25 protein-coding genes are annotated in these 26,937 nt (G+C 72.7%); 11 read left to right on the top strand and 14 right to left on the bottom strand.

Annotated features, from left to right (window positions below; all coding sequences use genetic code 11):
• The first annotated feature begins 24 nt into the window (after positions 1–24).
• Complete coding sequence (locus AS857_RS26580; RefSeq protein ID WP_058045743.1) at positions 25–753, top strand: nucleotidyltransferase family protein; 729 nt, start codon at positions 25–27, stop codon at positions 751–753.
• 89 nt (positions 754–842) lie between these two features.
• On the opposite strand, the gene AS857_RS26575 is transcribed toward AS857_RS26580, so the two are convergent.
• The 3 genes from AS857_RS26575 to cysS all read right to left on the bottom strand — a co-directional run bounded on the left by AS857_RS26575 (position 843) and on the right by cysS (position 5,102).
• Positions 843–2,483, bottom strand: a complete 1,641-nt coding sequence (locus AS857_RS26575; protein ID WP_058045742.1) for a DoxX family protein — start codon at positions 2,481–2,483, stop codon at positions 843–845.
• 140 nt (positions 2,484–2,623) lie between these two features.
• Complete coding sequence (rlmB, locus tag AS857_RS26570; protein WP_058045741.1) at positions 2,624–3,577, bottom strand: 23S rRNA (guanosine(2251)-2'-O)-methyltransferase RlmB; 954 nt, start codon at positions 3,575–3,577, stop codon at positions 2,624–2,626.
• Between the two features lie 127 nt (positions 3,578–3,704).
• Positions 3,705–5,102 carry a cysteine--tRNA ligase gene (gene cysS, locus AS857_RS26565; RefSeq protein WP_058045740.1) on the bottom strand — a complete coding sequence of 466 codons (1,398 nt, stop codon included), beginning with the start codon at positions 5,100–5,102 and terminating at the stop codon, positions 3,705–3,707.
• Positions 5,103–5,280: 178 nt separating this feature from the next.
• On the opposite strand from cysS, the gene AS857_RS26560 reads away from it, so the two are divergent.
• The 3 genes from AS857_RS26560 (at position 5,281) to AS857_RS26550 (ending at position 8,622) form a co-directional block, all read left to right on the top strand.
• The gene (locus AS857_RS26560; protein ID WP_063804364.1) at positions 5,281–6,411 is read left to right on the top strand and encodes an acyltransferase family protein; all 1,131 of its coding nucleotides are present in this window, start codon (positions 5,281–5,283) and stop codon (positions 6,409–6,411) included.
• Positions 6,412–6,667: 256 nt separating this feature from the next.
• The gene (locus AS857_RS26555; RefSeq protein WP_058045739.1) at positions 6,668–7,987 is read left to right on the top strand and encodes an acyltransferase family protein; all 1,320 of its coding nucleotides are present in this window, start codon (positions 6,668–6,670) and stop codon (positions 7,985–7,987) included.
• Positions 7,988–8,214: 227 nt separating this feature from the next.
• Positions 8,215–8,622, top strand: coding sequence for a PPOX class F420-dependent oxidoreductase (locus tag AS857_RS26550; protein ID WP_058045738.1), 408 nt, complete (start codon positions 8,215–8,217; stop codon positions 8,620–8,622).
• Between the two features lie 24 nt (positions 8,623–8,646).
• Here AS857_RS26550 and ispF read toward each other — a convergent pair whose 3' ends face one another.
• From ispF to AS857_RS26535, 3 genes are all read right to left on the bottom strand, one after another.
• Entirely contained in the window at positions 8,647–9,147 is a 501-nt protein-coding gene (ispF, locus tag AS857_RS26545) for a 2-C-methyl-D-erythritol 2,4-cyclodiphosphate synthase (RefSeq protein ID WP_058045737.1), read from the bottom strand.
• On the bottom strand, positions 9,137–9,910 hold the full coding sequence (gene ispD / locus AS857_RS26540) for a 2-C-methyl-D-erythritol 4-phosphate cytidylyltransferase (protein ID WP_058045736.1): 774 nt from the start codon (positions 9,908–9,910) through the stop codon (positions 9,137–9,139). The genes ispF and ispD overlap by 11 nt, the downstream gene beginning before the upstream one ends.
• Positions 9,911–10,214: 304 nt before the next feature.
• Entirely contained in the window at positions 10,215–10,697 is a 483-nt protein-coding gene (locus AS857_RS26535; protein ID WP_003953493.1) for a CarD family transcriptional regulator, read from the bottom strand.
• A gap of 553 nt (positions 10,698–11,250) precedes the next feature.
• Here AS857_RS26535 and AS857_RS26530 point away from each other — a divergent pair.
• Complete coding sequence (locus tag AS857_RS26530) at positions 11,251–11,955, top strand: copper chaperone PCu(A)C (RefSeq protein WP_058045735.1); 705 nt, start codon at positions 11,251–11,253, stop codon at positions 11,953–11,955.
• Positions 11,956–12,072: 117 nt separating this feature from the next.
• Here AS857_RS26530 and phoP read toward each other — a convergent pair whose 3' ends face one another.
• Together phoP and phoR are read right to left on the bottom strand one after the other, a co-directional pair.
• Positions 12,073–12,744 carry a two-component system response regulator PhoP gene (gene phoP, locus AS857_RS26525; RefSeq protein ID WP_465269372.1) on the bottom strand — a complete coding sequence of 224 codons (672 nt, stop codon included), beginning with the start codon at positions 12,742–12,744 and terminating at the stop codon, positions 12,073–12,075.
• A 55-nt stretch (positions 12,745–12,799) separates the two neighbouring features.
• Complete coding sequence (phoR, locus tag AS857_RS26520; protein WP_058045734.1) at positions 12,800–14,020, bottom strand: two-component system sensor histidine kinase PhoR; 1,221 nt, start codon at positions 14,018–14,020, stop codon at positions 12,800–12,802.
• A 202-nt stretch (positions 14,021–14,222) separates the two neighbouring features.
• Between phoR and phoU the strand changes: the two genes are divergently transcribed.
• On the top strand, positions 14,223–14,912 hold the full coding sequence (gene phoU / locus AS857_RS26515) for a phosphate signaling complex protein PhoU (protein ID WP_058045733.1): 690 nt from the start codon (positions 14,223–14,225) through the stop codon (positions 14,910–14,912).
• A 371-nt stretch (positions 14,913–15,283) separates the two neighbouring features.
• On the opposite strand, the gene AS857_RS26510 is transcribed toward phoU, so the two are convergent.
• A complete protein-coding gene (locus AS857_RS26510; protein WP_079110642.1) occupies positions 15,284–16,117 on the bottom strand; it encodes a class F sortase in 834 nt (277 codons plus the stop codon).
• Positions 16,118–16,295: 178 nt separating this feature from the next.
• Between AS857_RS26510 and AS857_RS26505 the strand changes: the two genes are divergently transcribed.
• Entirely contained in the window at positions 16,296–16,916 is a 621-nt protein-coding gene (locus AS857_RS26505) for a hypothetical protein (RefSeq protein ID WP_058045732.1), read from the top strand.
• Positions 16,917–17,090: 174 nt separating this feature from the next.
• On the opposite strand, the gene AS857_RS26500 is transcribed toward AS857_RS26505, so the two are convergent.
• The gene (locus tag AS857_RS26500; protein WP_058047075.1) at positions 17,091–17,852 is read right to left on the bottom strand and encodes a phosphoglyceromutase; all 762 of its coding nucleotides are present in this window, start codon (positions 17,850–17,852) and stop codon (positions 17,091–17,093) included.
• Positions 17,853–18,006: 154 nt separating this feature from the next.
• On the opposite strand from AS857_RS26500, the gene AS857_RS26495 reads away from it, so the two are divergent.
• Positions 18,007–19,305 carry an MDR family MFS transporter gene (locus tag AS857_RS26495; protein WP_058045731.1) on the top strand — a complete coding sequence of 433 codons (1,299 nt, stop codon included), beginning with the start codon at positions 18,007–18,009 and terminating at the stop codon, positions 19,303–19,305.
• A gap of 37 nt (positions 19,306–19,342) precedes the next feature.
• On the opposite strand, the gene AS857_RS26490 is transcribed toward AS857_RS26495, so the two are convergent.
• Entirely contained in the window at positions 19,343–19,870 is a 528-nt protein-coding gene (locus AS857_RS26490; protein ID WP_058045730.1) for a type III secretion system chaperone family protein, read from the bottom strand.
• Positions 19,863–21,224, bottom strand: coding sequence for a D-inositol-3-phosphate glycosyltransferase (mshA, locus tag AS857_RS26485; protein WP_058045729.1), 1,362 nt, complete (start codon positions 21,222–21,224; stop codon positions 19,863–19,865). Before mshA ends, AS857_RS26490 begins: the two co-directional genes overlap by 8 nt.
• A 173-nt stretch (positions 21,225–21,397) precedes the next feature.
• Between mshA and AS857_RS26480 the strand changes: the two genes are divergently transcribed.
• The 3 genes from AS857_RS26480 (at position 21,398) to AS857_RS26470 (ending at position 23,095) form a co-directional block, all read left to right on the top strand.
• A complete protein-coding gene (locus AS857_RS26480; protein WP_058045728.1) occupies positions 21,398–22,207 on the top strand; it encodes a class I SAM-dependent methyltransferase in 810 nt (269 codons plus the stop codon).
• Between the two features lie 46 nt (positions 22,208–22,253).
• The gene (locus tag AS857_RS26475) at positions 22,254–22,685 is read left to right on the top strand and encodes an NUDIX hydrolase (protein WP_058045727.1); all 432 of its coding nucleotides are present in this window, start codon (positions 22,254–22,256) and stop codon (positions 22,683–22,685) included.
• A gap of 92 nt (positions 22,686–22,777) precedes the next feature.
• Positions 22,778–23,095 carry a peptidoglycan-binding domain-containing protein gene (locus tag AS857_RS26470; protein ID WP_058045726.1) on the top strand — a complete coding sequence of 106 codons (318 nt, stop codon included), beginning with the start codon at positions 22,778–22,780 and terminating at the stop codon, positions 23,093–23,095.
• Between the two features lie 47 nt (positions 23,096–23,142).
• Here the strand turns inward: AS857_RS26470 and AS857_RS26465 are convergent, their stop codons facing one another.
• Entirely contained in the window at positions 23,143–24,204 is a 1,062-nt protein-coding gene (locus AS857_RS26465; RefSeq protein ID WP_058047074.1) for a CHAD domain-containing protein, read from the bottom strand.
• A gap of 103 nt (positions 24,205–24,307) precedes the next feature.
• Positions 24,308–26,659 carry an RNA degradosome polyphosphate kinase gene (locus AS857_RS26460; protein WP_245700521.1) on the bottom strand — a complete coding sequence of 784 codons (2,352 nt, stop codon included), beginning with the start codon at positions 26,657–26,659 and terminating at the stop codon, positions 24,308–24,310.
• Between the last annotated feature and the right edge of the window lie 278 nt (positions 26,660–26,937).

The raw sequence follows: 26,937 nt of genomic DNA, 5'->3' as shown, positions 1-26,937 counted from the left end.
ACGGCACCGCATATCGTGCGGTGCATGACCGGCACGAACGCGTATCCGTACCCCACCCAAGCCGTGATCCTGGCCGGCGGCCAGGGGTCGCGGCTGCGCCCGTACACCGACGACCGACCCAAGCCGATGGTCGAGATTCCCGGCACCGGGACCCCGATCATCGGCCATCAGCTGGCCTGGCTGGCCGCCGAGGGCGTCACCGACGCCGTGGTCTCGTGCGGCCATCTGGCGGAGGTCCTGCAGGAGTGGCTCGTGTCGGCCGACCTGCCGCTGCGGGTGACGACCGTCGTCGAGAAGGAGCCGCTCGGCCGGGGCGGCGGCCTGAAGTTCGCTGCGGCCTCGCTGCCGCACCCCGACCGGCCCTGGTACGCCACCAACGGCGACATCTGGACCCGCTTCTCGCTGCGCGAGATGGCCGCCTTCCACCACGAGCGTGACGCGGCGGCCACCCTGGCCCTGGCCCGGCCCCGGATCCCCTGGGGGGCCGTCGAGACCGACGAGTTCGGGCACGTGCTGGACTTCATCGAGTCCCCGCCCTCCCCGTACCTGATCAACGCGGGCGTCTACGTGTTCTCCGCCGCCTTCACGGAAATGCTGCCGGAGCACGGCGACCACGAGCGCACCACGTTCCCCCGGCTGGCGCGCGAGCGGCGGCTCGCGGGCTACCCGCTGCCGCACGGGGCGTACTGGCGGGCCATCGACACGGCCAAGGACCTCACGGAGGCCGCCAAGGAGCTCGCCGGGCGGGCGTAGGGCCGGAAGGCCCCGCCCCGTCGTACGGCAAGCACGAGAACGGCCCCCGCACCTTCCGGTGCGGGGGCCGTCTGCGTGGAGCGCCCTGCTCAGCCGAGGAGGCCGCCGAGCGCTCCTCCCGTGCGGGTGCCGCCCGACGAACCGCCGGAGGAGCTGCCTCCGGTGCTGTTCGTGGTGCTGCTCGTGCCGCTGGAGGCCGAGGAGCCGCCGGAGGGGCTGCGGGGCGCCGCGGGCGCGGCCGGCTGCCGCGGGGTCTGCGGGGCCGGGCGGACGCCCTGGCTGGCGCCGGGGTGTCCGGTGCCGCCGGCTGCCGCGCCGGTGGGCGTGCGGGCGGCGCCGGGCGCGGCCGGGGCCGTGGCGGAGGGGGTCGCCGCGTGGGTGCCGGGGGCGGTGGGCTTGGGGGTGCCGACGGCGGAGGGGCTCCGGGGGCCACGGGGGGTGGAGGTGCCGGGGCTCTGGGGGTACGGCGAGCCGGGGAGGTTGTTGATGGGCGGGTCGCTGGGGCCGGGGACCTTGACGGTCTGGGAGGAGCGGACGGCGCCGCCGAGGGTGGAGCCGACCAGCAGGGTGAGGCCGATGAGGACCGTGGCCATGATCGTGCCGCGGCGCAGGACGCGCTGCCGGAGCTCCCACAGCTCGGCGCGGGGGCCGAGGCGGCGCCAGGCCTCGCCCGCGAGGCGCCCGTCGACGGAGTAGAAGGGCGCCCCGGCGATCACGAGGGGGCTCCAGGCGGCGAGGTAGATGATGTCGGGCGCGTCGTAGACGGGGGCGCTGCGCCAGCTGACGGTGACGAGGAGGACGGCGGACAGCAGGACGCCGACGGAGGCGGCGAGGCGCTGCCAGAGGCCGAAGATGGTGAGGACACCGACGACGACCTGGAGGAAGGCGACGGTGAGGCCGGCGCCGACGGGGTGGGCGAGGGCGAGGTTGCGCAGGGGCTCGGCGGCGGCCCAGGGGTGCAGGGCGGTGAGCCAGGCGACCATGGAGCCGCGCTTGCCGCCGTCGAAGTAGACGGGGTCGCAGAGCTTGCCCATGCCGGCGTAGATGGAGATGAAGCCGAGGAAGATCCGCAGGGGCAGCAGGACGACGCCGAGGTTCATCCGGCGGCCGGGGTAGTAGGCGTGCCGGACGGAGTCGCTCTGGCGCTTGGCGGCGCCGCTCTCGTCGTCGGCGTCCTCGTCGTCGTAGTCGGCGTCGGGGCCGTCGAACTGCGGGTAGCGGTACTGATCTTCGTCGTAGGCGCTGTCCGTGGGGCGGACGCCGTGCAGGAGCTGGGTCCCGGGCGCGGCGGGGCCGGCGGCGTCGACGAGCTCGCCGGGGCCGGTGCGCTCGGAGTGGCTGCGGGGGCCCACGACGGAGGGGTGCTGGTCGTCGACGCGGATGCGGGGCAGCACCTGGGTGGAGCCCGCGTCGGAGACGGCGGAGTCCCGTACGGCCTGGAGGAGTTCGGTGGGCGCCGCGTCACCGGGGGCGGCCCGCCCGCTCCACACCACGGGAGCGCGCCGTTTGGGCGCGCTCTTGACGGTGGGCAGCTGCGCCGTGTCGGCGATGCCTGCGAACTGGCGGGCGACGCGCGGGGGCCGGGCGAGCTGCACGCGGAAACTCACGTGGTTGACGGCGATCTGCGCCGGGTCGGACGGAACCTTCACCGTACTCAGCGCGGGCTGGTCGTCGTACCCGGAAGAGCTTCCCCCCGTGGGTGTGCGGGGTGTTCTGGTGTCCACACTCATCTAACCGAGTGACTTCTGATTAGGACACTGCCTTGACCGAGTCGAACTGTCCGGGTCGCGTCAACGGAGCCCGTCAATCCAGCCCTTAAGCGCAGGACGGGCCGGTGAACCGGCCCGTCCTGCGCTCAAGGAGAGTTTTTTCAGGCGCGGCGCCGCGCCGCCTCGTAGAGCACGACGCCCGCGGCGACACCGGCGTTGAGCGACTCGGCGCCGCCCGGCATCGGGATGCGCACGCGGAAGTCGCAGGTCTCGCCGACGAGGCGGGACAGGCCCTTGCCCTCGCTGCCGACGACGATGACGACCGGGCCTTCGAGGGCTTCGAGCTCGTGCAGCTCGACGTCGCCGTCGGCGGCGAGGCCGACGACGATCAGACCTTCCTTCTGGTACGACTCCAGCATCCGCGTCATGTTGGTGGCGCGGGCGACGGGCGTACGGGCGGCGGTGCCGGCGGAGGTCTTCCAGGCGCTGGCGGTCATGCCGGCCGCGCGGCGCTCGGGGACGACCACGCCGTGGCCGCCGAAGGCGGAGACGGAGCGGACGACGGCGCCGAGGTTGCGCGGGTCGGTGATGCCGTCGAGGGCGACGATCAGCGGGTCCTCGCCGTCGTCGAAGGCGGCGGCGCTGAGGTCCTCGGGGTGGGCGTACTCGTAGGGCGGGACCGAGAGGACGAGGCCCTGGTGGTTGAGGCCGTTGGTCATCCGGTCGAGCTCGGGACGGGGGGCCTCCATGAGGTTGAGACCCTTGTCCGTGGCGAGCTGGAGGGCCTCGCGGACGCGCTCGTCGTTGTCGAGGTACTGCTGGACGTAGAGCGTCTTGGCGGGCACGCCCTCGCGCAGCGCCTCGACGACGGAGTTGCGGCCGACGACGAGCTCGTTGGGGCCCTTGGGGCCGCCGCGGCGGGGGGCGGGGCGGCGGGCCGCCGCCTGCTTGGCCTGGGCGTTGGCGACACGGTTCTTCTTGTGTCCCTTGCGCATGGACGCGGGCGGCGTCGGGCCCTTGCCCTCCAGGCCTCGGCGCCGCTGGCCGCCGCTGCCGACCGTCGCGCCCTTCTTGTTGGACGTGCGGCGGTTCCTGCGCTGGCTGTTGCCGGCCATGGGGTCACCTGACTTCTTTTCTCTGCCGCCCTCGCGCCGCTCGGCCCTAGCGGGCCTCACGGGCTTCGGACGGCTGCGCCGGACGGCGTCCGGCGGTTGCCTACTACGTACGTACGAAAAGTGTCCCTCAGGACAGCGACCAGCGCGGTCCCGACGGGGTGTCCTCGATGGCGAGGCCCGCGTGCTGGAGCTGGTCGCGGATGGCGTCGGCGGCGGCCCAGTCCTTGCGGGCGCGGGCGGCCTGCCGCTGGTCGAGGACGAGGCGGACGAGGGAGTCCACGACGCCGTGGAGGTCGTCGCCGCGGCCGGTGGAGGCACCGGCCCACTGCTCGTCCAGCGGGTCGAGGCCGAGGACGCCGAGCATGGCGCGGACCTCGGCCAGGCGGGCGACGGCGGATTCCTTGTCGTCGGCGGTCAGGGCGGAGTTTCCCTGGCGGACGGTGGTGTGCACGATCGCGAGGGCCTGCGGGACGCCCAGGTCGTCGTCCATGGCCTCGGCGAAGGCGGGCGGGACCTCGGCGGCGGGCTCGACGGTCTCGCCGGCCATCTCGCAGACGCGCTGCATGAAGCCCTCGATCCGCGCGAACGCGGCCTCGGCCTCGCGCAGGGCCTCCTCGCTGTACTCGATCATCGAGCGGTAGTGCGGGGTGCCGAGGTAGTAGCGCAGGACGATGGGGCGCCAGTGCTTGACCATCTCGGAGACGAGGACGGAGTTGCCGAGGGACTTCGACATCTTCTCGCCGCTCATGGTGACCCAGGCGTTGTGCACCCAGTACGAGGCGAAGGCGTCGCCGAAGGCCTTGGCCTGGGCGATCTCGTTCTCGTGGTGGGGGAAGATCAGGTCGAGGCCGCCGCCGTGGACGTCGAAGGCCTCGCCGAGGTACTTGTGGGCCATGGCCGAGCACTCCAGGTGCCAGCCGGGGCGGCCGCGGCCCCAGGGGGTCTCCCAGGAGGGCTCGCCGGGCTTGGCGGCCTTCCACATGGCGAAGTCGCGGGGGTCGCGCTTGCCGGTCTCGCCCTCGCCGGAGGGCTGGAGGAGGTTGTCCAGCTCCTGGTTGGAGAGCTCGAGGTAGCCGGGGAAGGAGCGGACGTCGAAGTAGACGTTGCCGTCGGCCTCGTAGGCGTGGCCGCGCTCGATGAGGCCGCGCATCATCTCGACCATCTCGGTGACGTGGCCGGTGGCGCGGGGCTCGACGGTCGGCGGCAGGCAGCCGAGGGCGTCGTAGGCGCTGTTGAAGGCGCGCTCGTTCTCGTAGCCGATGGACCACCAGGGGCGGCCCTGGTCCGCCGCCTTCGTGATGATCTTGTCGTCGATGTCCGTGACGTTGCGCACGAAGGTCACGTCGTAGCCGCGGTAGGCGAACCAGCGACGCATGATGTCGAAGTTCAGGCCCGAGCGGATGTGGCCGATGTGCGGAGCGGCCTGCACGGTCGCGCCACACAGGTAGATCGAGACGCAGCCCGGAGTGAGCGGGGAGAAGTCGCGGATCTGCCGGGCGCTGGTGTCGTACAGGCGAATGGTCACGCAACCAGAGTAGTGGGCGTTCGGCAGTGCCCCCGGCAATCGAGCCCGTGAACTGGCAGATCGAGGGGTTCCATGGCGGGACGGCACAGATTGTCCGCTATGAAGTTAATGCCGAAAAACTACTGATTTGCGTGATAGCTTCCCCGGCACTGCCTCACCTTCCTCACCTGGAGGGGCGTTGCACCCCACTCTGCCGGTACAGCAGGAGCACGCGGAGCCCCCCGAGACCCCCGGAAGCCCGGACGGCAGCGACGGGCGCGCCCGGCTGGCCGCGCTGGACGGGCTGCGGCTGCTCGCGGCGCTGATGGTGGTGGCGTACCACTACGTGGCGTTCGGCAGCGGCGCCTGGGGCGGCCCGCCGGCGGCGGTCTTCCCCACCGCCCACCTGCCGGCGTCCTACGGCTGGCTGGGCGTGCAGCTGTTCTTCCTGATCAGCGGCTTCGTGATCTGCATGAGCTGCTGGGGCAGGGGGGTCGGCCGCTTCGCCGCCTCGCGCGTCACCCGGCTCTTCCCCGCGTACTGGTTCTCGGTGCTCGCCGTCGCACTCGTCGCCCGTTTGTGGCCGGTGCTGGGCGAAACCCCCCGCGCGCGGGACATCGCCGTCAACCTGACCATGCTCCACTCCCCCCTCGGGGTGGATCCCGTCGACGGCGTGTACTGGACGCTGTGGGTCGAGATGCGCTTCTACCTGCTCTTCGCGCTGGTCGTCGCCGGGAAGGGGCTGACGTACGCGCGGGCGGTGGGCTTCTGCGTGGTGTGGGGCTTCGCGGCGGCCGTCGCGGCGGCGGTGGACGAGCCCGTGCTCGACCAGGTGCTGATGCCGGAGGACTGCTGGTACTTCATCGCGGGCATCGCCTTCTTCCTCATGCACCGCTACCGCCCCAACCTCGTGCTGTGGCTGATCGTCGCCGCGTGCTTCCTCGTCGCCCAGCACGACCTGGTGGCGGCCCAGACGCGGGCCGAGGGCTACATGGGCCACCGCGTGCCCCACTGGCCGACGGCGGTGCTGCTCGCGCTGTTCTTCCTCGCCGTGGGGGCCGTCGCGCTCGGCCGGGCACACCGCCTCGGCCACCCCTGGCTGACCGCCGCCGGGGCGCTGACCTATCCCCTCTATCTGATCCACGAGCGCGTGGGCTGGCTGGTCATCCGGCGGACGGCCGGCGACGTGCCCCCGGCCGTCCTGCTGACCGCGCTGGTGACGGGCATGCTGCTGACCGCGTGGCTGGTGCACCGCCTGGTGGAGCGGCCGCTGGCGGGGGCGCTGAGGCGCGGGCTGCGGCGGGCGGCGGCGGAGATCCGGGCCGGATAGCGGGCCGGGAACGGGGCAGGGGCACGGGGCGGGCGGCAGCCGCGCGCCCGTTCCCCCGCCGGGCCCGCCACCGAGGCCCTCACCAGGCCCACCACAAGATCGTCACAAGATCACCCCGGAGCCGTTCCAAGGCAGGGGTTGGAATTACGGCAGAGACAGGAGATAACTGTCACGGCGGGCCGGGGGGTCCTTGTGTCAGCATGCGCGCGGACGGCCCTCGTAGGATGAGCCGACCTGAGCCGATGGAGAGGACGACATGCGTTTCGCCAGACGAGGTGACCTCGATGGCGGCCTGGCAGCCGGACAGCGGACCGCCGCTCCCAGGCCCAGGCTCTACGTCCTGGACGCGCTGCGGCTGCTCGCGGCCCTCATGGTCGTCTTCTTCCACTACGTGGCGCTGCGCGGCGGCTGGGGCGAGGACCCCGAGCACATCTTCCCCAACCTGTGGAAGTTCGCGCAGTACGGCTGGACCGGCGTCGAGATCTTCTTCCTCATCAGCGGCTTCGTGATCTGCATGAGCACGTGGGGCCGCTCGCTGGGCGACTTCGTGGTCTCCCGGGTGTCGCGGGTCTACCCCGCCTACTGGGTCGGGATCTTCCTGACGGCGGCCGTCATCTCGCTGTGGCCGCAGGTGCGGCAGATCAACGGCGGCTTCGACGGCGTCCTCACGAACCTGACCATGCTCCAGACGGGCTTCGGAGTCTGGGACGTCGACGGCGTCTACTGGACGCTCTTCATCGAGCTGAAGTTCTACGTACTCTTCGCGATCGTGGTGGCCACGGGCGTGACGTACCGCAAGTGCGTGCTCTTCTGCGCCGTGTGGACGGTCGTCGCGATGGCCTCGGTCCAGGCAGACGTCAAGCTCCTCGACCAGTGGGCGATGCCGCTCTACCAGCCGTACTTCGTCGCGGGCATCGCCTTCTACCTCATGTACCGCTACCGCCCCACCGCGCTGCTCTGGGGCATCGTCGCCCTGTCGCTGCTCCTCGCCGAGCACCAGATCGCGCGGCGCGTCGCGGACAACACCACGCACAACATCCCCGCCTGGCCCGCCCGGGTGATCATCCTCGTCGCGTTCGTGCTGATGGCACTGATCGCGTGCGGCGCGTTCAACCGGATCCAGTGGCGCTGGCTCTCCACGGCGGGCGCCCTCACCTACCCGCTTTACCTGCTCCACCAGTACATCGGCATGACGCTGATCTACGCCCTGCGCGACCGCGTCCCCCGGCACCTGCTGGTCATCGGCCTGGTCCTGGTGATGCTCGGCGCGGCGTGGCTGATGCACCGGTTCGTGGAGAAGCCGCTGGGCACCTGGCTGCGCAAGGTGATGCGCTCCAGCATGGAGGAGGTGCGGCAGCACTCGCCCCGCCCGAAGGGAGCGGTGCACGCCGCCAAGGGCGCCGGTGCGCCGGCCAAGGCGGCCGCGCCGTCGGCCGTGCCCGAGCAGCACGCCGGGCGCGAAGAGGTCCGCGAGGGAGCCGGCGCGGTGGCGCAGCGGCTGCGGGCGTACGAGACGGGTCCGTACGAGCAGACGGCGGCCGACCGCGTGGGCGCGGGCCGGCCGGACGGGGTCTGACGGAGACCGAGTGCCTGACGGAGACGGGGCCTGACGGAGACCGAGTGCCTGACGGAGACGGGCCCTGACGCAGGCGGGTCCCGTCGTCCCGGGCGGGCAGCCCGGGTCGCTGGGCCACTACGGGCGCGTTCCGGCTTGTCCCGGCTTGTACGCGCCCGTTTCCCGCGCGGGCGGCATACGGTGAGCGCGATCGCGCACGCGCACGCCCCTCAGGGAAGGAACACGCCGTGGCCGCCATGCTCTCCGACGACCTGAAGAAGCTCCTCGACGACTCCCCCGTCTTCGCGACGGTCGCGACGATCCAGCCCGACGGCAGCCCCCAGCTCACGGTCACGTGGCTCACGCGCGACGGCGACGACCTGCTGATCTCCACGACGGTCGGGCGGCGCAAGGAGACGAACATGCGCCGCGACCCGCGCGTCACGGTGATGATCAACCCGCACAACGCGCCGTACACCTACGCCGAGGTCCGCGGCACGGCCAGCCTGACCACCGAGGGCGGCCAGAAGCTGATCAACGAGCTCTCGCGGAAGTACACCGGCAAGGACTACGCGGACTTCAATCCGGCGGCGAAGGACGACGCGGAGAGGGTCGTCGTACGAGTCACGCCGCGGAAGGTCGTGGGGTCGATCTGACCCCACGGCACGGTCCGTCCGGGCTCAGTACGCGTCGGCGCGGACCACCAGGGCCGTCGCCACCGCCGTGAGGCCCTCCTCGCGGCCCGGGAAGCCCAGACCGTCCGTCGTGGCCCCGGAAACCGTCACCGGCGCTCCGACGGCCTCCGAGAGGACCTTCTGGGCCTCTTCACGGCGCTTGCCGATCCGGGGGCGGACGCCGACGACCTGGACGGCGACGTTGCCGATGAGGAAGCCGGCCTCGCGGACGATGCGGGCGGCCTCGGTCAGCAGCGTGACCCCGGAGGCGCCGGCCCACTCGGGGCGGCCGGTGCCGAAGTGCGCGCCGAGGTCGCCGAGGCCGGCGGCGGAGAAGAGGGCGTTGCAGGCGGCGTGGGCGACGACGTCGGCGTCGGAGTGGCCGGCGAGGCCGGTCTCCCCGGGCCACAGGAGGCCGCCGCACCACAGCTCGCGGCCCTCCTCGAAGGCGTGCGTGTCGGTGCCGATGCCCACCTGGGGCAGGGCGGGGATCCGGTCAGAAGCCATCGTTGGCCCTCCTGCGGGCGAGTACGGCCTCGGCGAGGACGAGGTCCAGCGGGCGGGTCACCTTGAAGGCCTCCTCGTGGCCGGGCACGAGGACGACAGGGGCGCCGAGGCGCTCGACCATGCCGGCGTCGTCCGTGGCGCCTTCGCCCTCCTGGGCGGCGAACTTCTCGTGCGCGGCGTCCAGGGTGCGCCGGTCGAAGCCCTGGGGGGTCTGGACGGCGCGCAGCAGGGACCGCTCGGGGGTGCCGGTGACGAGCTCGGGCTCGCCCGCGGCGGCGCCGGTACGCGGCTCGACCTGCTTGACGGTGTCGGCGAGCGGGAGGGCCGGGACGACGGCGGGGGCGCCCTCGCGCACGGCGGTGATCACGGCGTCGACCGTGTCGACGGGCACCAGGGGGCGCGCGGCGTCGTGCACGAGGACGGTGGTGACGTCGGCCGGGAGGGCCGCGAGGCCGAGGCGCACGGACTCCTGGCGGGTCTCCCCGCCGGGGACGACGAGGACCTCGGCGCGGTCGTGGCCGGTGAGGGGGTGGTCGTCGAGGAGGGCGCGGACCTCGGCGGCGCCGTCCGGCGGGGCGACCACGACGACAAGGGAGACGGCGCGGGAGGCGGCCATCGCCCGGACGGCGTGGACGAGCATCGGGGTGCCGCCCAGGGCGCGCAGGGCCTTGGGGGCGCCCGGGCCGAGCCGGACCCCCCGGCCGGCCGCGGGGATCACCGCGGCGGTGCGCGCAGGAGTGACGGCAGGGGCTCGATCAGACATTGCGTTCACGTTCAGGTTTGCTTCCTCGGCCGGATTGGGTATGGCCTGGGGGTACCCCCTGCTCGGAGAGCGGGGGGAGTGCCGGGCAAGCCCCGACCAGCCCCTTCCGTGACAGCTGGTCGGGCCGGCTGCCCGGGCCCGGCACACCGAGTCGTGTACGGCGCGTGCGCCGGTGTCCCGCCGGTCACCGGTGTCACCGGAACGAGAGATGCCGCAGCGCCCGGCGGGTGACTTGCGTCACCGCGCGGGCACCGCGGCACTTCTTTACGTCCGGCACCTGTGGTGTGAGGGTCCGGCATTCGCGTCAGGACGCGAGGACCTCGTCGAGCAGGGCCTCGGCCTTGTCCTCGTTGGTGTTCTCAGCGAGGGCGAGCTCGCTCACCAGGATCTGCCGCGCCTTGGCCAGCATGCGCTTCTCACCGGCGGACAGGCCCCGCTCGCGCTCGCGGCGCCACAGGTCGCGCACGACCTCGGCGACCTTGATCACGTCACCGGACGCGAGCTTCTCGAGATTTGCCTTGTAGCGACGGGACCAGTTCGTCGGCTCTTCCGCATAGGGTGCGCGGAGCACCTCGAAGACCCGGTCCAGCCCATCCTGGCCGACCACATCGCGCACACCGACGAACTCCGCATTGTCCGCCGGCACCCGAACCGTCAGGTCACCCTGGGCGACCTTCAGCACCAAGTAGGTCTTGTCCACGCCTTTGATCTGGCGAGTTTCGATGGCCTCGATCAGCGCGGCCCCGTGATGGGGATAGACCACGGTGTCGCCAACCTTGAACGTCATGTGACAGGTACCCCTTCCGTGGCTATCCAGTCTAACACGGGAACTCCCCGTTCTGAATGGCGTTTTCGCAGGTCAGGGCATATCTCAGGGCTTGACAACAGCAACCGCGTCGTGCTGCGGCAGGGTTCCGGAAGCGGGTATTCGCAGGTGGGAGCGGTTCTCCGGGCAAGGCGAAACGGGCACGTTACACGCGTGGAGAGGCGCTCGCGAGCGGTCGAACGTCCCGTTTTGCCGGGGTCCGCTCGGCTGACTTCCGCTACTCCGTTCGGGGCGGGGCCGGCCTTCACCGACCGGAATCGGGAATTGATCACCGCGAACTTGATCAATTCAGGAACGCGTTCCGCACGCCCGCGCATTCCGCACCGATAATCCACACCGGCGCCCGCCGGACATCCGCACGGCCGCACGGCGGCGATATTCGGCCGTGGGCCGGACAGGGGCGAAGTTGACCATGGGGGCGGGTCGGGTGCGGGGCCGTCCGAGGGGGTCGGTAACCTAAGCGCGCTGACACACCCTTTACCTCGTCTACCTCGTCCAAGGAGATGCCGCCGCCGTGAGCAGCAGCCTTCGACGCGGCACTCTCGCCGCTACCGCCCTCGTGCTCTCGATCGCCTCGCTCTCCGCCTGCGCGGCGGGCAACAGCGCGCAGACGCTCGAGGTGAAGCCGGACAACGCCGCCACCTCGGTCGGTGACATCAAGCTGCAGAACGTGAACGTGATCACGCAGCCCGACCTGAACGCCAAGGGCCCCGCCGTGATCACCGGCCAGGTCTTCAACAACGGCCGCAAGGACCAGACCCTCCGCGCGATCACCCTGGCCGGCAAGAACGGCGCCAAGGTGAAGCTGAGCCCGGCCAAGGGATCCGGCGACCTCGTCGTGCCCGCCGGCGGCTCGGTGCTCCTCGGCGGCAAGGGCAACGCCTCGGCCGTCCTGCCGGAGGGCCGCGAGGCCCTGAAGGACGGCGAGGACCAGAAGCTGGCGTTCGACTTCAGCGAGACGGGCGAGGTGCGCATCGGCGCCTTCGTCGTCCCGGCCACGAGCTACTTCAAGGACTGGGGCCCCTCCGAGGCCGCGCCGACCCCGGCCGCGAAGCCGGGCGGCGCCAAGCCGAGCGGCCAGCCGAACGGCCAGCCGGGCGAGCCCGCCACGGCCCCGTCGGGCGCACCGTCGGGCGCCGCGTCCGGCGCTCCGGCCGGGGCCGCCGGGAAGCCGAGCCCGGCCACGGGCCAGGGCGCCCAGCAGCCCGCCGGACGCTGAGCCACCGGCCGCACCGGACACGACGAGGGCCCGGAAGCATCACGCTTCCGGGCCCTTCGCTCGTACGGGTGACGTCCGGGACGGCACCGACGCGCCGTCCTCATCCGCCGGAAGGGCCTACGGCTCGAACTTGTAGCCCAGGCCCCGCACCGTCACCAGGTACCGCGGCGCGCCCGGGTCCGGTTCGATCTTGGCGCGCAGGCGCTTGACGTGGACGTCGAGGGTCTTGGTGTCGCCGACGTAGTCCGCGCCCCAGACCCGGTCGATCAGCTGCATGCGGGTGAGCACGCGGCCCGCGTTGCGCAGCAGCATCTCCAGGAGGTCGAACTCCTTCAGCGGCAGGTCGACCTTGGCGCCGGAGACCGTGACGACGTGCCGGTCGACGTCCATGCGGACCGGGCCGGCCTCCAGGGCGGCCGGCGCCACCTCCTCCGGCTCGCCGCGGCGGCGCAGCACCGCTCTGATGCGGGCCACGAGCTCGCGGGAGGAGAAGGGCTTGGTGACGTAGTCGTCGGCTCCTATTTCCAGGCCGACGACCTTGTCGATCTCGCTGTCCTTGGCGGTCACCATGATGACCGGCACGTTGGAGCGGCCGCGCAGCTGGCGGCAGACCTCGGTGCCGGGCAGGCCGGGCAGCATCAGGTCGAGCAGGACGAGGTCGGCGCCGTTGCGCTCGAATTCGTCCAGCCCGTCGGGCCCGGTGGCCGCGACCGCGACCTCGAACCCCTCCTTGCGCAGCATGTAGGACAACGCGTCGCTGAAGGACTCCTCGTCCTCTACGACGAGCACTCGAGTCACGGGGTGACCTCCGGTCGGGTCTCAGAGCCAATCACGAGCACTCGGGTCACGGAAGGACCTCCGGGGCGGGAAGGTGTTCGACAACGGGATGGTGGGGGTTGCGGTCGCGGTCACGGACCGCGCCCGCCTCGGGAAGTCGCAGGGTGAACGTGGAGCCCTGGCCCTCGGCGCTCCAGACCGTGACCTCCCCGCCGTGCGAGGCGGCCACGTGTTTGACGATGGCGAGGCCGAGGCCGGTCCCGCCGGTGGCGCGCGAGCGCGCCGGGTCCACGCGGTAGAAGCGCTCGAAGATCCGCTCGCGGTCCTTCTCGGAGATCCCGATGCCCTGGTCGGTGACGGCGATCTCGATCAGGTCGCCCCCGGGCGCCGTGATGTGCCGGGCGGCGATGCCGACGCGGGTGCGGGCCGGGCTGTAGTTGACGGCGTTCTCGACGAGGTTGCCTAGGGCTGCGGCGAGCTGGCCGCGGTTGCCCCAGACGTGCAGGTCGGCGGTGCCTCCGGAGGCCATGGTGATCTGCTTGGTGCCCGCCTGGTGGCGGCAGCGGTCGATGGCCTCGGCGACGAGCTCGTCGACGCGCACGGGCTCGGAGTCCTCCAGCGGGTCGTCGTTCTGCACCCGGGAGAGGTCGATGAGCTCCTGGACGAGGTTGGTGAGCCGGGTGGCCTCGATCTGCATGCGGCCGGCGAAGCGGTTGACGGCCTCGGGGTCCTCCGCGGCGTCCATGACGGCCTCGGAGAGCAGGGACAGGGCGCCGACCGGCGTCTTGAGCTCGTGGCTGACGTTGGCGACGAAGTCGCGGCGGACGGCCTCGATGCGGCGGGCCTCGGTGAGGTCCTCCACCAGCAGCAGGACCAGCCGGGAGCCGAGCGGGGCGACGCGCGCGGAGACCGCGAGGGCCTCGCCGCGGCCGGTGCCACGCCGCGGGAGGTCGAGCTCGACCTGGCGTATCTCGCCGTCGCGGCGGGTGTCGCGGGCCATCTGCAGCATGGGCTCGACGGACAGCTTCCCGCCGCGCACGAGCCCGAGGGCGTAGGCGGCGGAGCTGGCCTTGACCACGGCGTCGGCCTCGTCCAGGACGACGGCCGAGGAGCGCAGGACCGAGAGCACGGTGTCGACGCCGGGCGGGAGCACGGCGTCGGTGTGCAGGGAGCTGCGGGTGGGGCGGGCCTGGTCGCGCTCGCTCCAGCGGAACGCCAGCATGGCGATCACGCCGGTGCACAGTCCGGCGAGCGCTGCCGCTGCGGCGAGGGCCGCGTCCACGTTCATGACTCCAGGTTATGCGGCCGCCGCGGCCCATCCACAGCCAAATGGGTGCCGCCTCGAACACACGTTGCCGAGAGTTCACCTCGGCGTCGGTACCGGTTCACTCCAGGGCGCCGCAGCCGTCGCGTTCCGGCCAGAACGTGGGAGTGTGGGCGGCCATACGGCTGCGGCCCACTGTTTCACTCGGCAGAGAGAAGGTCAGGCAATGCGGGACGCGTACCACGAGGAGCTGGATTCGATCGGCGAGGGCCTGGTGGAGATGGCCCGGCTCGTCGGGTCCGCGATCGGGCGCGCCACCACGGCGATCCTCGACGCGGACCTCAAGCTCGCGGAGTCCGTGATCGCGGCGGACGCCAAGGTGGACGACCTCCAGCGGGACCTGGAGGAGCGGGCCGTCGCGCTGCTCGCGCGCCAGCAGCCGGTCGCCACCGATCTGCGGATCGTGGTCACCTCGCTGCGCATGAGCGCCGACCTGGAGCGCTCGGGCGACCTCGCCCAGCACGTCGCCAAGCTGGCGCGGCTGCGCTTCCCGGACACGGCGGTGCCGCGCGACCTGCACGCCACGATCCTGGAGATGGGGCAGCTGGCGCAGCGGCTGATGGCCAAGGCCGGCGAGGTGATCATCACCAAGGACGTCGACCTGGCGCTCCAGCTGGAGCAGGACGACGACGCGATGGACCTGCTGCACCGGGCGCTCTTCCAGCACCTGATGGACGACCGCTGGAAGCACGGCATCGAGACGGCCGTCGACGTGACGCTGCTGGGCCGCTACTACGAGCGGTTCGCGGACCACGCGGTCTCGGTCGCGAAGCGGGTGGTCTACCTGGTCACGGGCGAGCACGCGGACGAGCTGACGCAGTCCGAGGGCCGTACGGGCGGGGACGGGAACGCCTGAGCCGGGGCCCGGGACACGGGGCGGGAGACGGGGCGAGGGCGCGTACAAGAGGGCGTGCGGCCTGGTCCGTATGCTCCTACGCGCCCTCGATGCGCCCGTACATATGTACGCGATGGGCATTGACGGGCGCATCGGGCGGCTCTTGACTGGTGGCAGGCAACCACCCTTCGAGGAGGTACCCGCATATGACCCAGACCCCTCCCGCACGCACTCAGGCAGGCTGCACGTGCGGCCCCGGCTGCTCCTGCGGCTGCCAGAGCGGCGGATCGTGCCAGTGCGGCGGCGGCTGCGGTTAGCCCCGCGCCGCGCGCGTCACTCACGGGACGGACCCCCGGCCGGTGCTCCGGCCGGGGGTCTTCTCGCTGCTCGGCTCACTCTTCTTCGGGGTCCGCGTCGTTCTCGTCCTCGTCGCCGCCGGGGCCGGCGGGCGTGGGGGTCACCGGTGCCGCCGGTGTGGCCGGCGCCACCGGGCTCGCCTGCTGGGTCGGAGCCTGCGGCTGCTCGGGCTGCTGCTGCGGCTTCTGCGGCGCCCCCTTCGCAGGTGCTGCGCCGGTCAGGTACGAGGTGACGACGATGTTGGCGCTGTAGAGGTGCTTCTTGCGGTCGTACTCGCCGCCGCAGGTGATCAGGCGGAGTTCGGCGCGGTCGGTGTCGAGCGGCCCGTAGACCTTGTCGACGTCGAAGGGCTCGTTGGGGACGACGGTGATGTCCTCGACGGTGAACTCGGCGACGATGCCGTCCGCACGGGTGACGTGGATCTTCGCGCCGCGTTTGAGGACGCTGAGGCCGGCGAAGACGGCCGGGGCCTTCTCGGTGTCGACGTGGCCGACGATGACGGAGGGGCCGAGGCTGCCGGGCGTGGGGCCGTCCTTGTACCAGGAGACGGCGTTGGCCCGCTCGTACGGGGGCAGTTCGACGCCCCCCAGCTTGTCGAGGCCGTGGCTCTCGACGGGGGCCTTGAGCCCCAGGATCTTGATCTCCAGGGACTGGGGGCCCGCCCCCGGCAACGGTTCGTGTGCCGGGGGCAGACCGTGCGCGCGGGGGTGGCTCTTGGCGGCGACGCCGCCGCGACCCGTCGCCTGGGTTTCCGGCTCGTCGGCGGCACCGCCGCCACCGGCCAGGCACAGGGCGAGCAGCAAGGCTGCCCAGGCCACCCTCGTCAGCAGGCGGTTGCGTTTCCGGCCACCTGCGCGCGCTTCTGACATGACGCCCGTTCGCTCCCCGTCACTACTTGACGGCGCCGGCGGCGCGTCGGCGGTACCAGATCATGCCGCCGATGAGACCTGCGGTCGCGGTACCGGCCAGGATGAGGACCGGGGCGTCGGCACCCGTCTCCGCGGAGGAGGCGAGCGCCGTGGCGCCGCCACCCGCGTGGGAGGAGTGGTGCGGGCGACCGTGGTCGTGGTCACCGCGACCGTGGTCGTCGTGACGCCCGTGGTCACCCCGGCCGTGGTCGTCGTGACGGCCGTGGTCGCCGCGACCGTGGTCGTCGTGACGCCCGTGGTCACCGTGGCCGTGGTCGTCGTGACGCCCGTCGTGGTCGTGGCGCCCGTGGTCACCCCGGCCGTGGTCGTCGTGACGGCCGTGGTCACCGCGACCGTGGTCGTCGTGGTCGTGACGCCCGTCGTGGTCGTGACGCCCGTGGTCGTCGTGACGGCCGTCGTGGTCGTGGCGACCGTCGTGGTCGTGACGCCCGTCGTGGTCGCCCCAGCCGTCGTGGTCGTGATGCCCGTCGTGGTCGTGACGGCCATCGTGGTCGTGACGACCGTCGTGGTGGCCCCAGCCGTCATGGTCGTGGCGACCGTGGTCGTCGTGGCGACCGTGACCGTGGTCGTCGTCGCAGTCCTCGCGGTTGTCGTGACGGCCGTGGCCGGGACCGTCCGTGTTGGGGACGGCCTCGCCGATGGTCGGGGCGATGCTGCCCCCGAAGGCGTAGGCGGGGGCGACGGGGGCCGCGACGACGGCGACGACGGTGGCTGCACCGCATATGGCGGAGCGGATTGAATGCATGGTGTTACCTCCTTGCTTTCGAGGCTCACCTGAAGACCCATGGGCCGCATCCGCACCGTGGCCGACTTGCTCCATTCGGTGACCACGTGACCCGTTCGCCACAACAAGAAGCCCCCCACCAGCGCTTTCGCGCCGGCAGGGGGCCTGCAGCCGTGCTGCTCGCTGCTGTTACTTCTTCTTGCCCTGGTTCTTCACGGCCTCGATGGCGGCCTTGGCGGCCTCCGGGTCGAGGTAGGTGCCGCCGGGGGTGACCGGGCGGAAGTCGGCGTCGAGCTCGTAGGCGAGCGGGATGCCGGTCGGGATGTTCAGGCCCGCGATGTCCGCGTCGGAGATCCCGTCCAGGTGCTTGACCAGCGCGCGGAGCGAGTTGCCGTGCGCGGCGACCAGGACCGTACGGCCGGCCAGCAGGTCCGGGACGATGCCGTCGTACCAGTACGGCAGCATGCGGACGACGACGTCCTTGAGGCACTCGGTGCGCGGGCGCAGCTCCGGCGGGATGGAGGCGTAACGCGGGTCCTCGCTCTGGGAGAACTCGGTGCCGTCCTCGAGGGCGGGCGGCGGGGTGTCGTAGGAACGGCGCCAGAGCATGAACTGCTCCTCGCCGAACTCGGCCAGGGTCTGGGCCTTGTCCTTGCCCTGGAGGGCGCCGTAGTGGCGCTCGTTCAGCCGCCAGGAGCGGTGAACCGGAATCCAGTGGCGGTCGGCGGACTCCAGGGCGAGCTGCGCCGTGCGGATGGCGCGCTTCTGCAGGGAGGTGTGGACCACATCGGGGAGCAGACCGGCGTCCTTGAGCAGCTCGCCGCCCCGGACCGCCTCCTTCTCGCCCTTCTCGTTCAGGTTGACGTCCACCCAACCGGTGAACAGGTTCTTCGCATTCCACTCGCTCTCGCCGTGGCGGAGGAGGATCAGCTTGTACGGTGCGTCGGCCATGCCCATGAGCGTAATCGACGGCGCGGACCTGCCCGTGCGCGCTGCCCGGGAGGGCGTCGATTGACGGCGGGCGGCAATCCGATGGCTTGCGGCCCGCCACTGTGTGTAAGTTGCGCCTACTGAGTTCGACACTTACACATCGGGGGGATCCGGAATGTCCGTCGCGAGCGTCAGACGAGCCGCGAAGGAGAGTGTCTCGGGCCTGCCCCGGGCGTTCTGGTGGCTGTGGGCCTCCACTCTCGTCAACCGCCTGGGGGCCTTCGTCTCCATCTTCCTGGCCATGTTCCTCACGGCCGACCAGGGGCACTCGGCCTCGTTCGCGGGGCTCGTCGGCGCGCTGCTCGGCCTGGGCAGCGTCATCTCGTCGATCGGCGCCGGGGTGATGACGGACCGGCTGGGGCGCAGGCCCACGCTGCTGATCGCGCAGGCCTCGACCGCGGTGTCCGTGGCCGTGCTGGGCTTCATGACCGACCCCGTGGCGATCTCGGTCGTCGCGTTCGTGGTCGGCATGGCGAGCAACGCCTCGCGGCCGGCGGTGCAGGCGATGATGGCGGACATCGTGGCGCCCGAGGACCGGGTGCGGGCCTTCGCCCTGAACTACTGGGCGATCAACCTGGGCTTCGCGATCTCCTCCGTCGCGGCGGGCTTCGTCGCCGAGTACAGCTATCTGATCGGCTTCCTGGGCGAGGCGGTCATGACGCTGGCGTGCGCGATCCTGGTCTTCGTGAAGCTGCCCGAGTCGCGGCCGGACACGGATGCGGCCGCGGCCAAGGGCGACGAGCCGACGGTCAGCATGGGCACCGTGCTGCGCGACGGCCGCTTCATGGCCGTGGTCGGCCTGTCCTTCCTCCTCGCCGTGGTGTTCCTGCAGTCGCAGGTCGCCCTGCCGGTGGCGATGGCGGACGGCGGGTTCTCCACCAAGGACTACGGCGCGGCCATCGCCGTCAACGGCGTCCTGATCGTCGCCGTGCAGATCCCCGTCACCCGCTTCCTCGAGCACCGGGACCCGCGGCTGCTGCTGGTCCTCGCGGCCCTCCTCGGCGGCTACGGCTTCGGGCTCACCGCCTTCGCCGGCTCGCTCGCGGTCTACATGCTGACCGTGTCCGTGTGGACGCTGGCGGAGATCATCAACTCGCCCATCCAGATGGGCCTGGTCGCCCGGCTCTCCCCCACGCACGGCCGCGGCCGCTACCAGGGCATGTACACCCTGTCGTGGGCGGCGGCGTCACTGGTCGCGCCCGTGGCGGGCGGTACGGCCATCGACCGGTTCGGCGCGGACGCGCTGTGGGCGGGCTGCGCAGTGGTGGGCACGGTGACGGCCGTCGGCTACTGGCTGCTGATGCGGCGGGTTCCGGCGGCGGGTCCCGCGACCGAGGCTGCTGCGGAATCGGCTCCGGAGGAGCCTGCGGGCGCACGGTCTTCGGCCGTGGATCCGGCGGGGTCGCCGGCGTAGGTCGTCACCGGACCGCGGGGTGGTCGGCGGCGCGCCGTCACGATCCGGCGGGTCCGCCCCGGCCCTCGCCGTCGCCATCGGGCTGATCGCCCGTCAGCCGGGCGAACGCCTCCAGGTTCCGGGTGGACTCCCCGCGCGACGTCCGCCACGCGTACTCCTTGCGGATGGCGGTCGCGAAGCCCATCTCCAGAAGGGTGTTGAAGCTGCCGTCGGCGTTCTCCAGGACCGTGCCGAGGAGCCGGTCGACCTCGTCCGGGGTCACGGCGGCCAGCGGCAGCCGGCCGACGAGGTAGACGTCGCCCAGCCGGTCGAGCGCGTAACCCAGTCCGTACAGCCGGGTGTTGCGCTCCAGCAGCCAGCGGTGCACCGCCTCGTGGTTCTCGTCGGGCCGGCGCACGACGAAGGCGTTGACGGAGAGCGAGTGCTTGCCGACGACCAGGGACACGGTCGTGGACAGCTTGCGGGTGCCCGGCAGCTTCACCACGTAGGTGCCGTCGGTCGGGCTCTCCCACTCGAGCCCGGCCTCGGTGAACGTCTGTTCGAGAACGGTTTTCGCGTCAGCCATGCGACGAGCGTAGGCGACGCCGCCGCTCGGTGATCGCTTCGGTGTACACCTCGGCGGTGGCGGCCGCGGCCGTGCCCCAGCCGAAGTGCCGCGCGTGGCGGGCCGCCGCGTCGCCCATCCGCTCCGCGAGGGAGGGGTCGTCGGCGAAGCGGCCCAGCGCGGCGGCGTAGTCGGCCGGGTCGTGCCCGTCGACGAGGAAACCGCTCTCGCCGTCCCGCACGGCCACCGGCAGGCCGCCGACGGCCGCAGCGATCACGGGCGTGGCGCAGGCCTGGGCCTCGGCGGCGACCAGGCCGAAGGACTCGCTGTACGACGGCATGACCAGCACGGACGCGGCCCGGTACCAGTCGGCGAGCTGCTCCTGGCCGACCGGCGGGCGGAAGCGGACGACATCGGCGATGCCGAGCCGCGCGGCGAGCTTCTGCAGCCCCTCGGGCTTGGCGAGGCCGCTGCCGCTGGGGCCGCCGACGACCGGCACCACGATGCGCGTGCGCAGCTCGGGCCGCTCGTCGAGGAGCACCGCGACCGCGCGCAGCAGGACGTCGGGGGCCTTGAGCGGCTGGATGCGGCCCGCGAAGAGGGGCACGAGGGCGTCGGCCGGCAGGCCGAGCCGCTCCCGGGCCGCGGCGCGGGAGTCGCCGGGGGTGAAGCGGTCGAGGTTGACGCCGGGGTGGACGACGGCGACCTTGCCCGGGTCGGCGTCGTAGTGGTGGACGAGCTCCCGGGCCTCGCCGTCGGTGTTGGCGATCAGGCGGTCGGAGGCGCGCACGATCTGGGTCTCGCCGATGACGCGCGTCTCCGGCTCGGGGGTGTCGCCGGCGGCCAGCGCCGCGTTCTTGACCTTGGCCATGGTGTGCATGGCGTGGACGAGGGGGACGCCCCAGCGCTCGGCGGCGAGCCAGCCGACGTGGCCGGAGAGCCAGTAGTGGGAGTGGACCAGGTCGTAGTGGCCGGGCCGGTGGCCGGCCCAGGCCTGCATCACGCCGTGCGTGAAGGCGCACAGCTGCGCAGGCAGCTCCTCCTTGGCCAGGCCCTCGTACGGGCCCGCGTCGATGTGGCGGACCAGCACGCCGGGGGCCAGCTCGACGGCGGGCGGCAGGGCGCCGTTGGTGGCGCGGGTGAAGATCTCGACCTCGATGTTGATCGCGGCGAGCCGCTTGGCCAGCTCCACGATGTAGACGTTCATGCCGCCCGCGTCGCCGGTCCCGGGCTGGTGGAGCGGCGAGGTGTGAACGCTGAGCATCGCGATGCGGCGGGGCTTGCGGGGGGCGCCGAGGCGCCGGAGGGGGGTGCCCGCGAGGGTGCCGAGCGCGCGGCCGCGGCGGGCGCCGAGCCTGGATGCGTACTGGCTCACCGTGCGTGTCCTCCGTCAGCGTGAGGTGGGTGGGGGCGTGCGTCACCTTGTCAACGGTGCAACGCCGCGGGCACGGAGTCGCATTTCCGCTTTGCCAAAGAGTGACCCAGCCCTCTTCCCGTCCTTCCCCGGCGCGGCACGGACCGCTCTGAGCAGCGCTTACGCTCGAAGGCATGGCCGCTCGCACCCCTCCTCCGCCCAGCCGTCCCGTCGGTGCGGTGACCCGGGGTACGACCAATCCGAACCGGCTGCGCCGCATGGACCGCTGGATCGCCGACGCCCACGGGCCCGCGCTGCGCCACAGCGCCGACCCCGTCGCCGTCGACCTCGGCTACGGCGCCGCCCCCTGGACGGCGGTGGAGCTCCTCGCGCGGCTGCGCACCGTGCGGGCGGACGCCGAGGTCGTGGGGGTCGAGATCGAGCCCGCGCGCGTCGCCGGGGCCCAGCCGTACGCGGGCGACGGGCTGTCCTTCCGGCACGGCGGCTTCGAGGTGCCGCTGGACGGCGGGCGGCGGCCGGTGCTCATCCGCGCCGCGAACGTGCTGCGCCAGTACGACGAGGCCGAGGTCGCCGCGGTCTGGGCCCGGCTGTGCGCGCGGCTCGCGCCGGACGGGCTGCTCGTGGAAGGCACGTGCGACGAGATCGGGCGGCGGCACGTGTGGGTGGCGCTCGGCCCGGAGGGGCCCCGCACGGTCACCTTCGCCACCCGCCTCGGCTCCCTGGACACCCCCTCCGACCTGGCCGAACGCCTGCCCAAGTCGCTCATCCACCGCAACGTGCCGGGCGAGCCGGTGCACGCGTTCCTGCGCGACTTCGACCGGGCGTGGGCCGCGGCGGCGCCGTACGCGTCGCTCAGCGCGCGCCAGCGGTGGATCCGTACGGTCACCTCGCTGCGGGCGGACTGGCCCGTGACGGACGGCCCGCGGAGGTGGCGCCAGGGCGAGGTCACCCTGCGGTGGGAGGCCCTGGCTCCGCGCCGGTAGGCCCCGGAGCGGGACGCCCTCGGCGCGGATCCGGCAGCATGGGGGCATGGAAGAGCTGCCGATAGTTCTGGCCGCCGGCTGCGTCCTGTGGCGCCGCTCCTCCGGAGGCGAGGGAATCGAGCTCGCCCTGGTCTACCGGCCGAAGTGGGCGGACTGGTCGCACCCGAAGGGCAAGCGCAAGCCCGGGGAAGGGGCCCGCGAGGCGGCCGTCCGCGAGGTGCTGGAGGAGACCGGCATGGCCTGCAGGCTGGGCACCCCGCTGCCGACCGCGCACTACGTCGACGCGCGGGGGCACCCGAAGGAGGTCCGCTACTGGGCGGCGCAGGCGGTGGGCGGCGCGTTCGTCCCCAACCACGAGGTGAGCCGGCTGGCCTGGCTCCCGCCCGGCGACGCGCGCGACATGCTGACGCACGACCGGGACAAAGCGCTGGTCACAGACCTGTGCGCCGTTCTCCGGGGGGCGGGCGTGGTGAGCTGAGGGACCCGGCGGAAGCCTTCGGGGAAGCCTTGGGGGAAGCCCTGGGGGAAGCACCTCGCCCGACCGGCCGGGTGGCCGTTCTTCGCGCACGGATGTCCGAAAACCAGATCGTCCGGACCCTCGGCTGGGACCAGATCGACTGCAGATTCGGGCCCGCCACCCGGGCCGCCACGATCAAGTGGCAGAAGCAGCACAACCTCGACGGGGACGGCATGGTCGGCCCTGCCACCTTCACCAAGGCCAGCAAGTACTTGTTCAGCCCGGCCGGCAGGGACGGGAGGATCCAGTACCCGGGTGAGGACGGCCGGGCCATCAACTTCTGGCGGGCGGCGGACGGCAAGTGGTCCATGGCCATCGGCAACGACGTGAAGACGGTCTGGTACGAGCGGGCCACCTTCGACAAGTGCTGAGCGCCTGCGACAGGCACTGAGCACCCGACCGCCGGGCCCGCCCTCCGTCAGGGCGAGCCCGGTGAGCCCGGCGTCCCCGTCGTCACCCGCTGCCAGATCCGGCCGAACGCGAACCGCGCCGCCTCGACCTCGTGGCGCTGGTCGGCGTGGAGGATGCCGAGGGCGTAGGCGGTGGCCGGGGCGATGCGGGGGGTGCGGGCGGCCGTGGCGGCTGCCGCTGCGGCCTCCGCGGCGTCGCGGTGGCGGTCGAGGGCCTGCCCGGCGCCGAGGAGGCGTACGGACAGGGCCGGCTCGGCCTCGGTCTGCCCGTGTTCGTCGAGCACCTCCTGCGCGTACCGCCGCAGCCGTACGAGCCGCCGCACCTGGTGCCAGGGCGCGTCCTGGCGCCCCTCGGCGGGCGGGCCGTCGGGGCCCGGGGCGGCGGCGAGGCCGTGGGCGAGGGCCTCGGCGTTGTACGGGTGCCCGGCGACGGCCAGCGGCAGCGCGTCCGCCGCCTCGGCCAGCCGCCGCTGCGCCTGTTCGGCGAGGTGGGGCAGGACCTCGCCGGCGGGGAGGCCGCGCGCGCCGGGGTCGAGGGGCACCTCGGAGGCGAGCAGGGCGGCGGCGTCCGCGACGGCGTGGAAGCGGGAGGTGCCGAGCGCCTGGAGCGCCGCGGAGTGGGCGCGCGTGCGCGCGAGCGTCAGCTGGCGCTCCAGCAGGGCCCCGGCCCGGGCCGCCCCGACCGTCAGGCCGCCGCCGGCCCCGCCGCCCTCCGCGCCGGAGAGCCGGTGCAGCGCCCCCCGCAGCCGGGCGAGTCGCGCCGCGTAGGCGTGCTCGCGCCCCAGCACGTCCGACAGCCATACGAGCTCCGTACGCAGCTGGTCGGTCCAGTCGGCGTCCGTCAGCGGGCGGTAGACGTACAGGGCCCCGGCGATGCGCCGGGCGGACCGGCGCAGCAGGCGCGCCGCCTCCCCCGCCTCGTCGGCGTCGGCGCCGCTCTCGCCGTGCAGCCGCAGGCTGCGCAGGAACTCGACGGCCTGGGCCTGCAGGTAGCCGGCCAGGACGTCGCCGGCGGTGGCCGCCCCGGCGGGGCCGGCGGCGGTGCGCACGGCCGGGTACTTCGTCGTCATCGTGTCCTGCCCCCCGGCAGTGTTCATGAGCACGTCCGTAAGCGCGTCCGTGAACGAGTCCTCGGGCGCGCCCGTGAGCGCGGCGGTGTCCGTACCTGCCGGGTCATGCGGTCGCTGAGCCACGCCGGCGCCTCCGGGCGTCGATGAGCATCTCCTGGACGTTCCGCAGCGGCTGCCCGTCGGTGTCGGTCGCGTGCCGCGTCCATCCTCCGTCCGGGCCGAGGTGCCAGGAGGCGGTGGAGTCGGACATGCCCGCTTCGAGCAGCCTGCTGAGGGAGGCCCGGTGCGCGGGGTCGGTGACGCGCACGAGGGCCTCGATGCGCCGGTCGAGGTTGCGGTGCATCATGTCGGCGCTGCCGAGCCACACCTCGGGCTCGCCGCCGTTGCCGAAGGCGAACACCCGCGAGTGCTCCAGGAAGCGGCCGAGGACGCTGCGGACGCGGATGTTCTCGGAGAGCCCGGGGACGCCGGGCCGCAGCGCGCAGATGCCGCGCACCCACACGTCGACCGGGACGCCGGCGCGGGCGGCGTGGTAGAGCGCGTCGATGACCGTCTCGTCGACCATCGAGTTGACCTTGATGCGGATGGAGGCGGGCCGCCCGGCGCGGTGGTGCGCGACCTCCTTGGCGATCCGGGCGACGAGCCCGTCCCGCAGGGATCTGGGGGCGACGAGCAGGCGCCGGTAGGTCTCGCGGCGCGAGTAGCCGGAGAGCCGGTTGAAGAGGTCGGAGAGGTCGGCGCCGACCTGCGGGTCGGCGGTGAGCAGTCCCAGGTCCTCGTACAGCCGGGCGGTCTTGGGGTGGTAGTTGCCGGTGCCGACGTGCGAGTAGCGGCGCAGGGTGTCGCCCTCCTGCCGGACCACCAGGGAGAGCTTGCAGTGCGTCTTGAGGCCCACCAGCCCGTAGACGACGTGGCAGCCCGCCTCCTCCAGCTTGCGCGCCCACTTGATGTTGGCCTGCTCGTCGAAGCGCGCCTTGATCTCGACGAGGACGAGCACCTGCTTGCCCGACTCGGCCGCGTCTATCAGGGCGTCGACGATGGGCGAGTCGCCGGAGGTCCGGTAGAGGGTCTGCTTGATGGCGAGGACGTCGGGGTCGGTCGCCGCCTGCTCCAGGAAGGCCTGCACGGAGGTGGAGAACGAGTCGTACGGGTGGTGCAGCAGGACGTCGCGCTCGCGCAGGGCGGCGAAGATGTCGGGCGCGGAGGCCGACTCGACCTCGGCGAGGTCACGGTGCGTGCCGGCCACGAACTTGGGGTACTTGAGCTCGGGCCGGTCGAGGGAGGCGATGCGGAAGAGCGCGGTGAGGTCGAGCGGGCCGGGCAGCGGGTAGACCTCGGCGTCGGAGATCTTCAGCTCGCGGACCAGCAGGTCGAGGACGTACGGGTCGATGGTCTCCTCGACCTCCAGCCGCACGGGCGGGCCGAAGCGGCGGCGCATGAGCTCCTTCTCCAGGGCCTGCAGCAGGTTCTCCGCGTCGTCCTCCTCGACCTCCAGGTCCTCGTTGCGCGTCACGCGGAACATGTGGTGCGCGAGCACCTCCATGCCGGGGAAGAGCTCTTCGAGGTGCGCGGCGATGACGTCCTCCAGGGGGACGTAGCGCTGCGGGGAGGCCTCCAGGAAGCGGGAGAGGATCGGCGGGACCTTGACCCGGGCGAAGTGGTCGTGCCCGCTGACGGGGTTGCGGACGACGACGGCGAGGTTGAGGGAGAGCCCCGAGATGTACGGGAACGGGTGCGCGGGATCGACGGCCAGCGGGGTCAGCACGGGGAAGATCTGCTGCCGGAAGAGGGTGAACAGCCGGCCCTGCTCCTTGTCGGTCAGCTCGTGCCAGCGGATGAGGTGGACGCCCTCCTCGGCGAGCTCGGGGGCGACGTCCTGCTGGTAACAGGCGGCGTGCCGGGCCATGAGCTCGCGGGAGCGGGTCCAGATCAGCTCCAGCACCTCGCGGGGCTGCAGGCCGGAGGCGGAGCGGGTGGCGACGCCGGTGGCGATGCGGCGCTTGAGGCCGGCCACGCGGACCATGAAGAACTCGTCCAGGTTGCTCGCGAAGATCGCAAGGAAGTTGGCCCGCTCCAGCAGGGGCGTCGCCGGGTCCTCGGCCAGCTCCAGGACGCGTTCGTTGAAGGCCAGCCAGCTGCGCTCGCGGTCCAGGAAGCGGCCCTGCGGGAGCGGTCCGTCGCCGTAGGGGTCGTCGTCCTCGCCGTCGCGGCCGGGTGCGTAGGCCGGGCCGTGGCCGTACGCGTCGTGGTCGTAGCCTCCGTGCCCGTACGGGCCGAGGTCGGCGTCCAGGTCGGGCTCCAGGCCGGGCGAGGCGGCAGGGGAGGCCACCGCGAAGGGCCGGTGCGCGGCGATGGACCCGACCGAGGGCTGCGGGTTGCCGTACCCCTCGCCGTAGCGGTCGCTGCGCTCGCCGTGCGGCTGGTCGTGGGCCTGTGCGCGGGACGACTGGGTCATGTTCCCATGGTGCCGCGCCGGGGGCGGGCCGGGCGCGTCGAAGGAGGGCGCGGCGGGGGCGGCGCGGAGCCTTCGAGCGGGTGCGGGGGGCACAGCGGGCTGCATTCCGCAAGGCTCGCAACCGCTGTTGAATCACGGGTAACGCCCACATGACGCGCAGGGAAGCGGCGCCCCACTCCGCTGTGCCGCGGCGGATCGGGAGGGCGCCGTCGCGGTCGGGGCGGGAGCGGCGCATCCACCCCTACGAGGCGCCGGCGAGGACGGCCGCGGCGGCCGTC

Origin of the sequence: Streptomyces roseifaciens (assembly GCF_001445655.1) — a bacterium.
Taxonomy (GTDB): Bacteria; Actinomycetota; Actinomycetes; order Streptomycetales; family Streptomycetaceae; genus Streptomyces; species Streptomyces aureoversilis.
The sequence above is the reverse complement of the archived record's forward strand: the minus strand, read 5'-3'. Positions and strand labels throughout refer to the sequence as shown.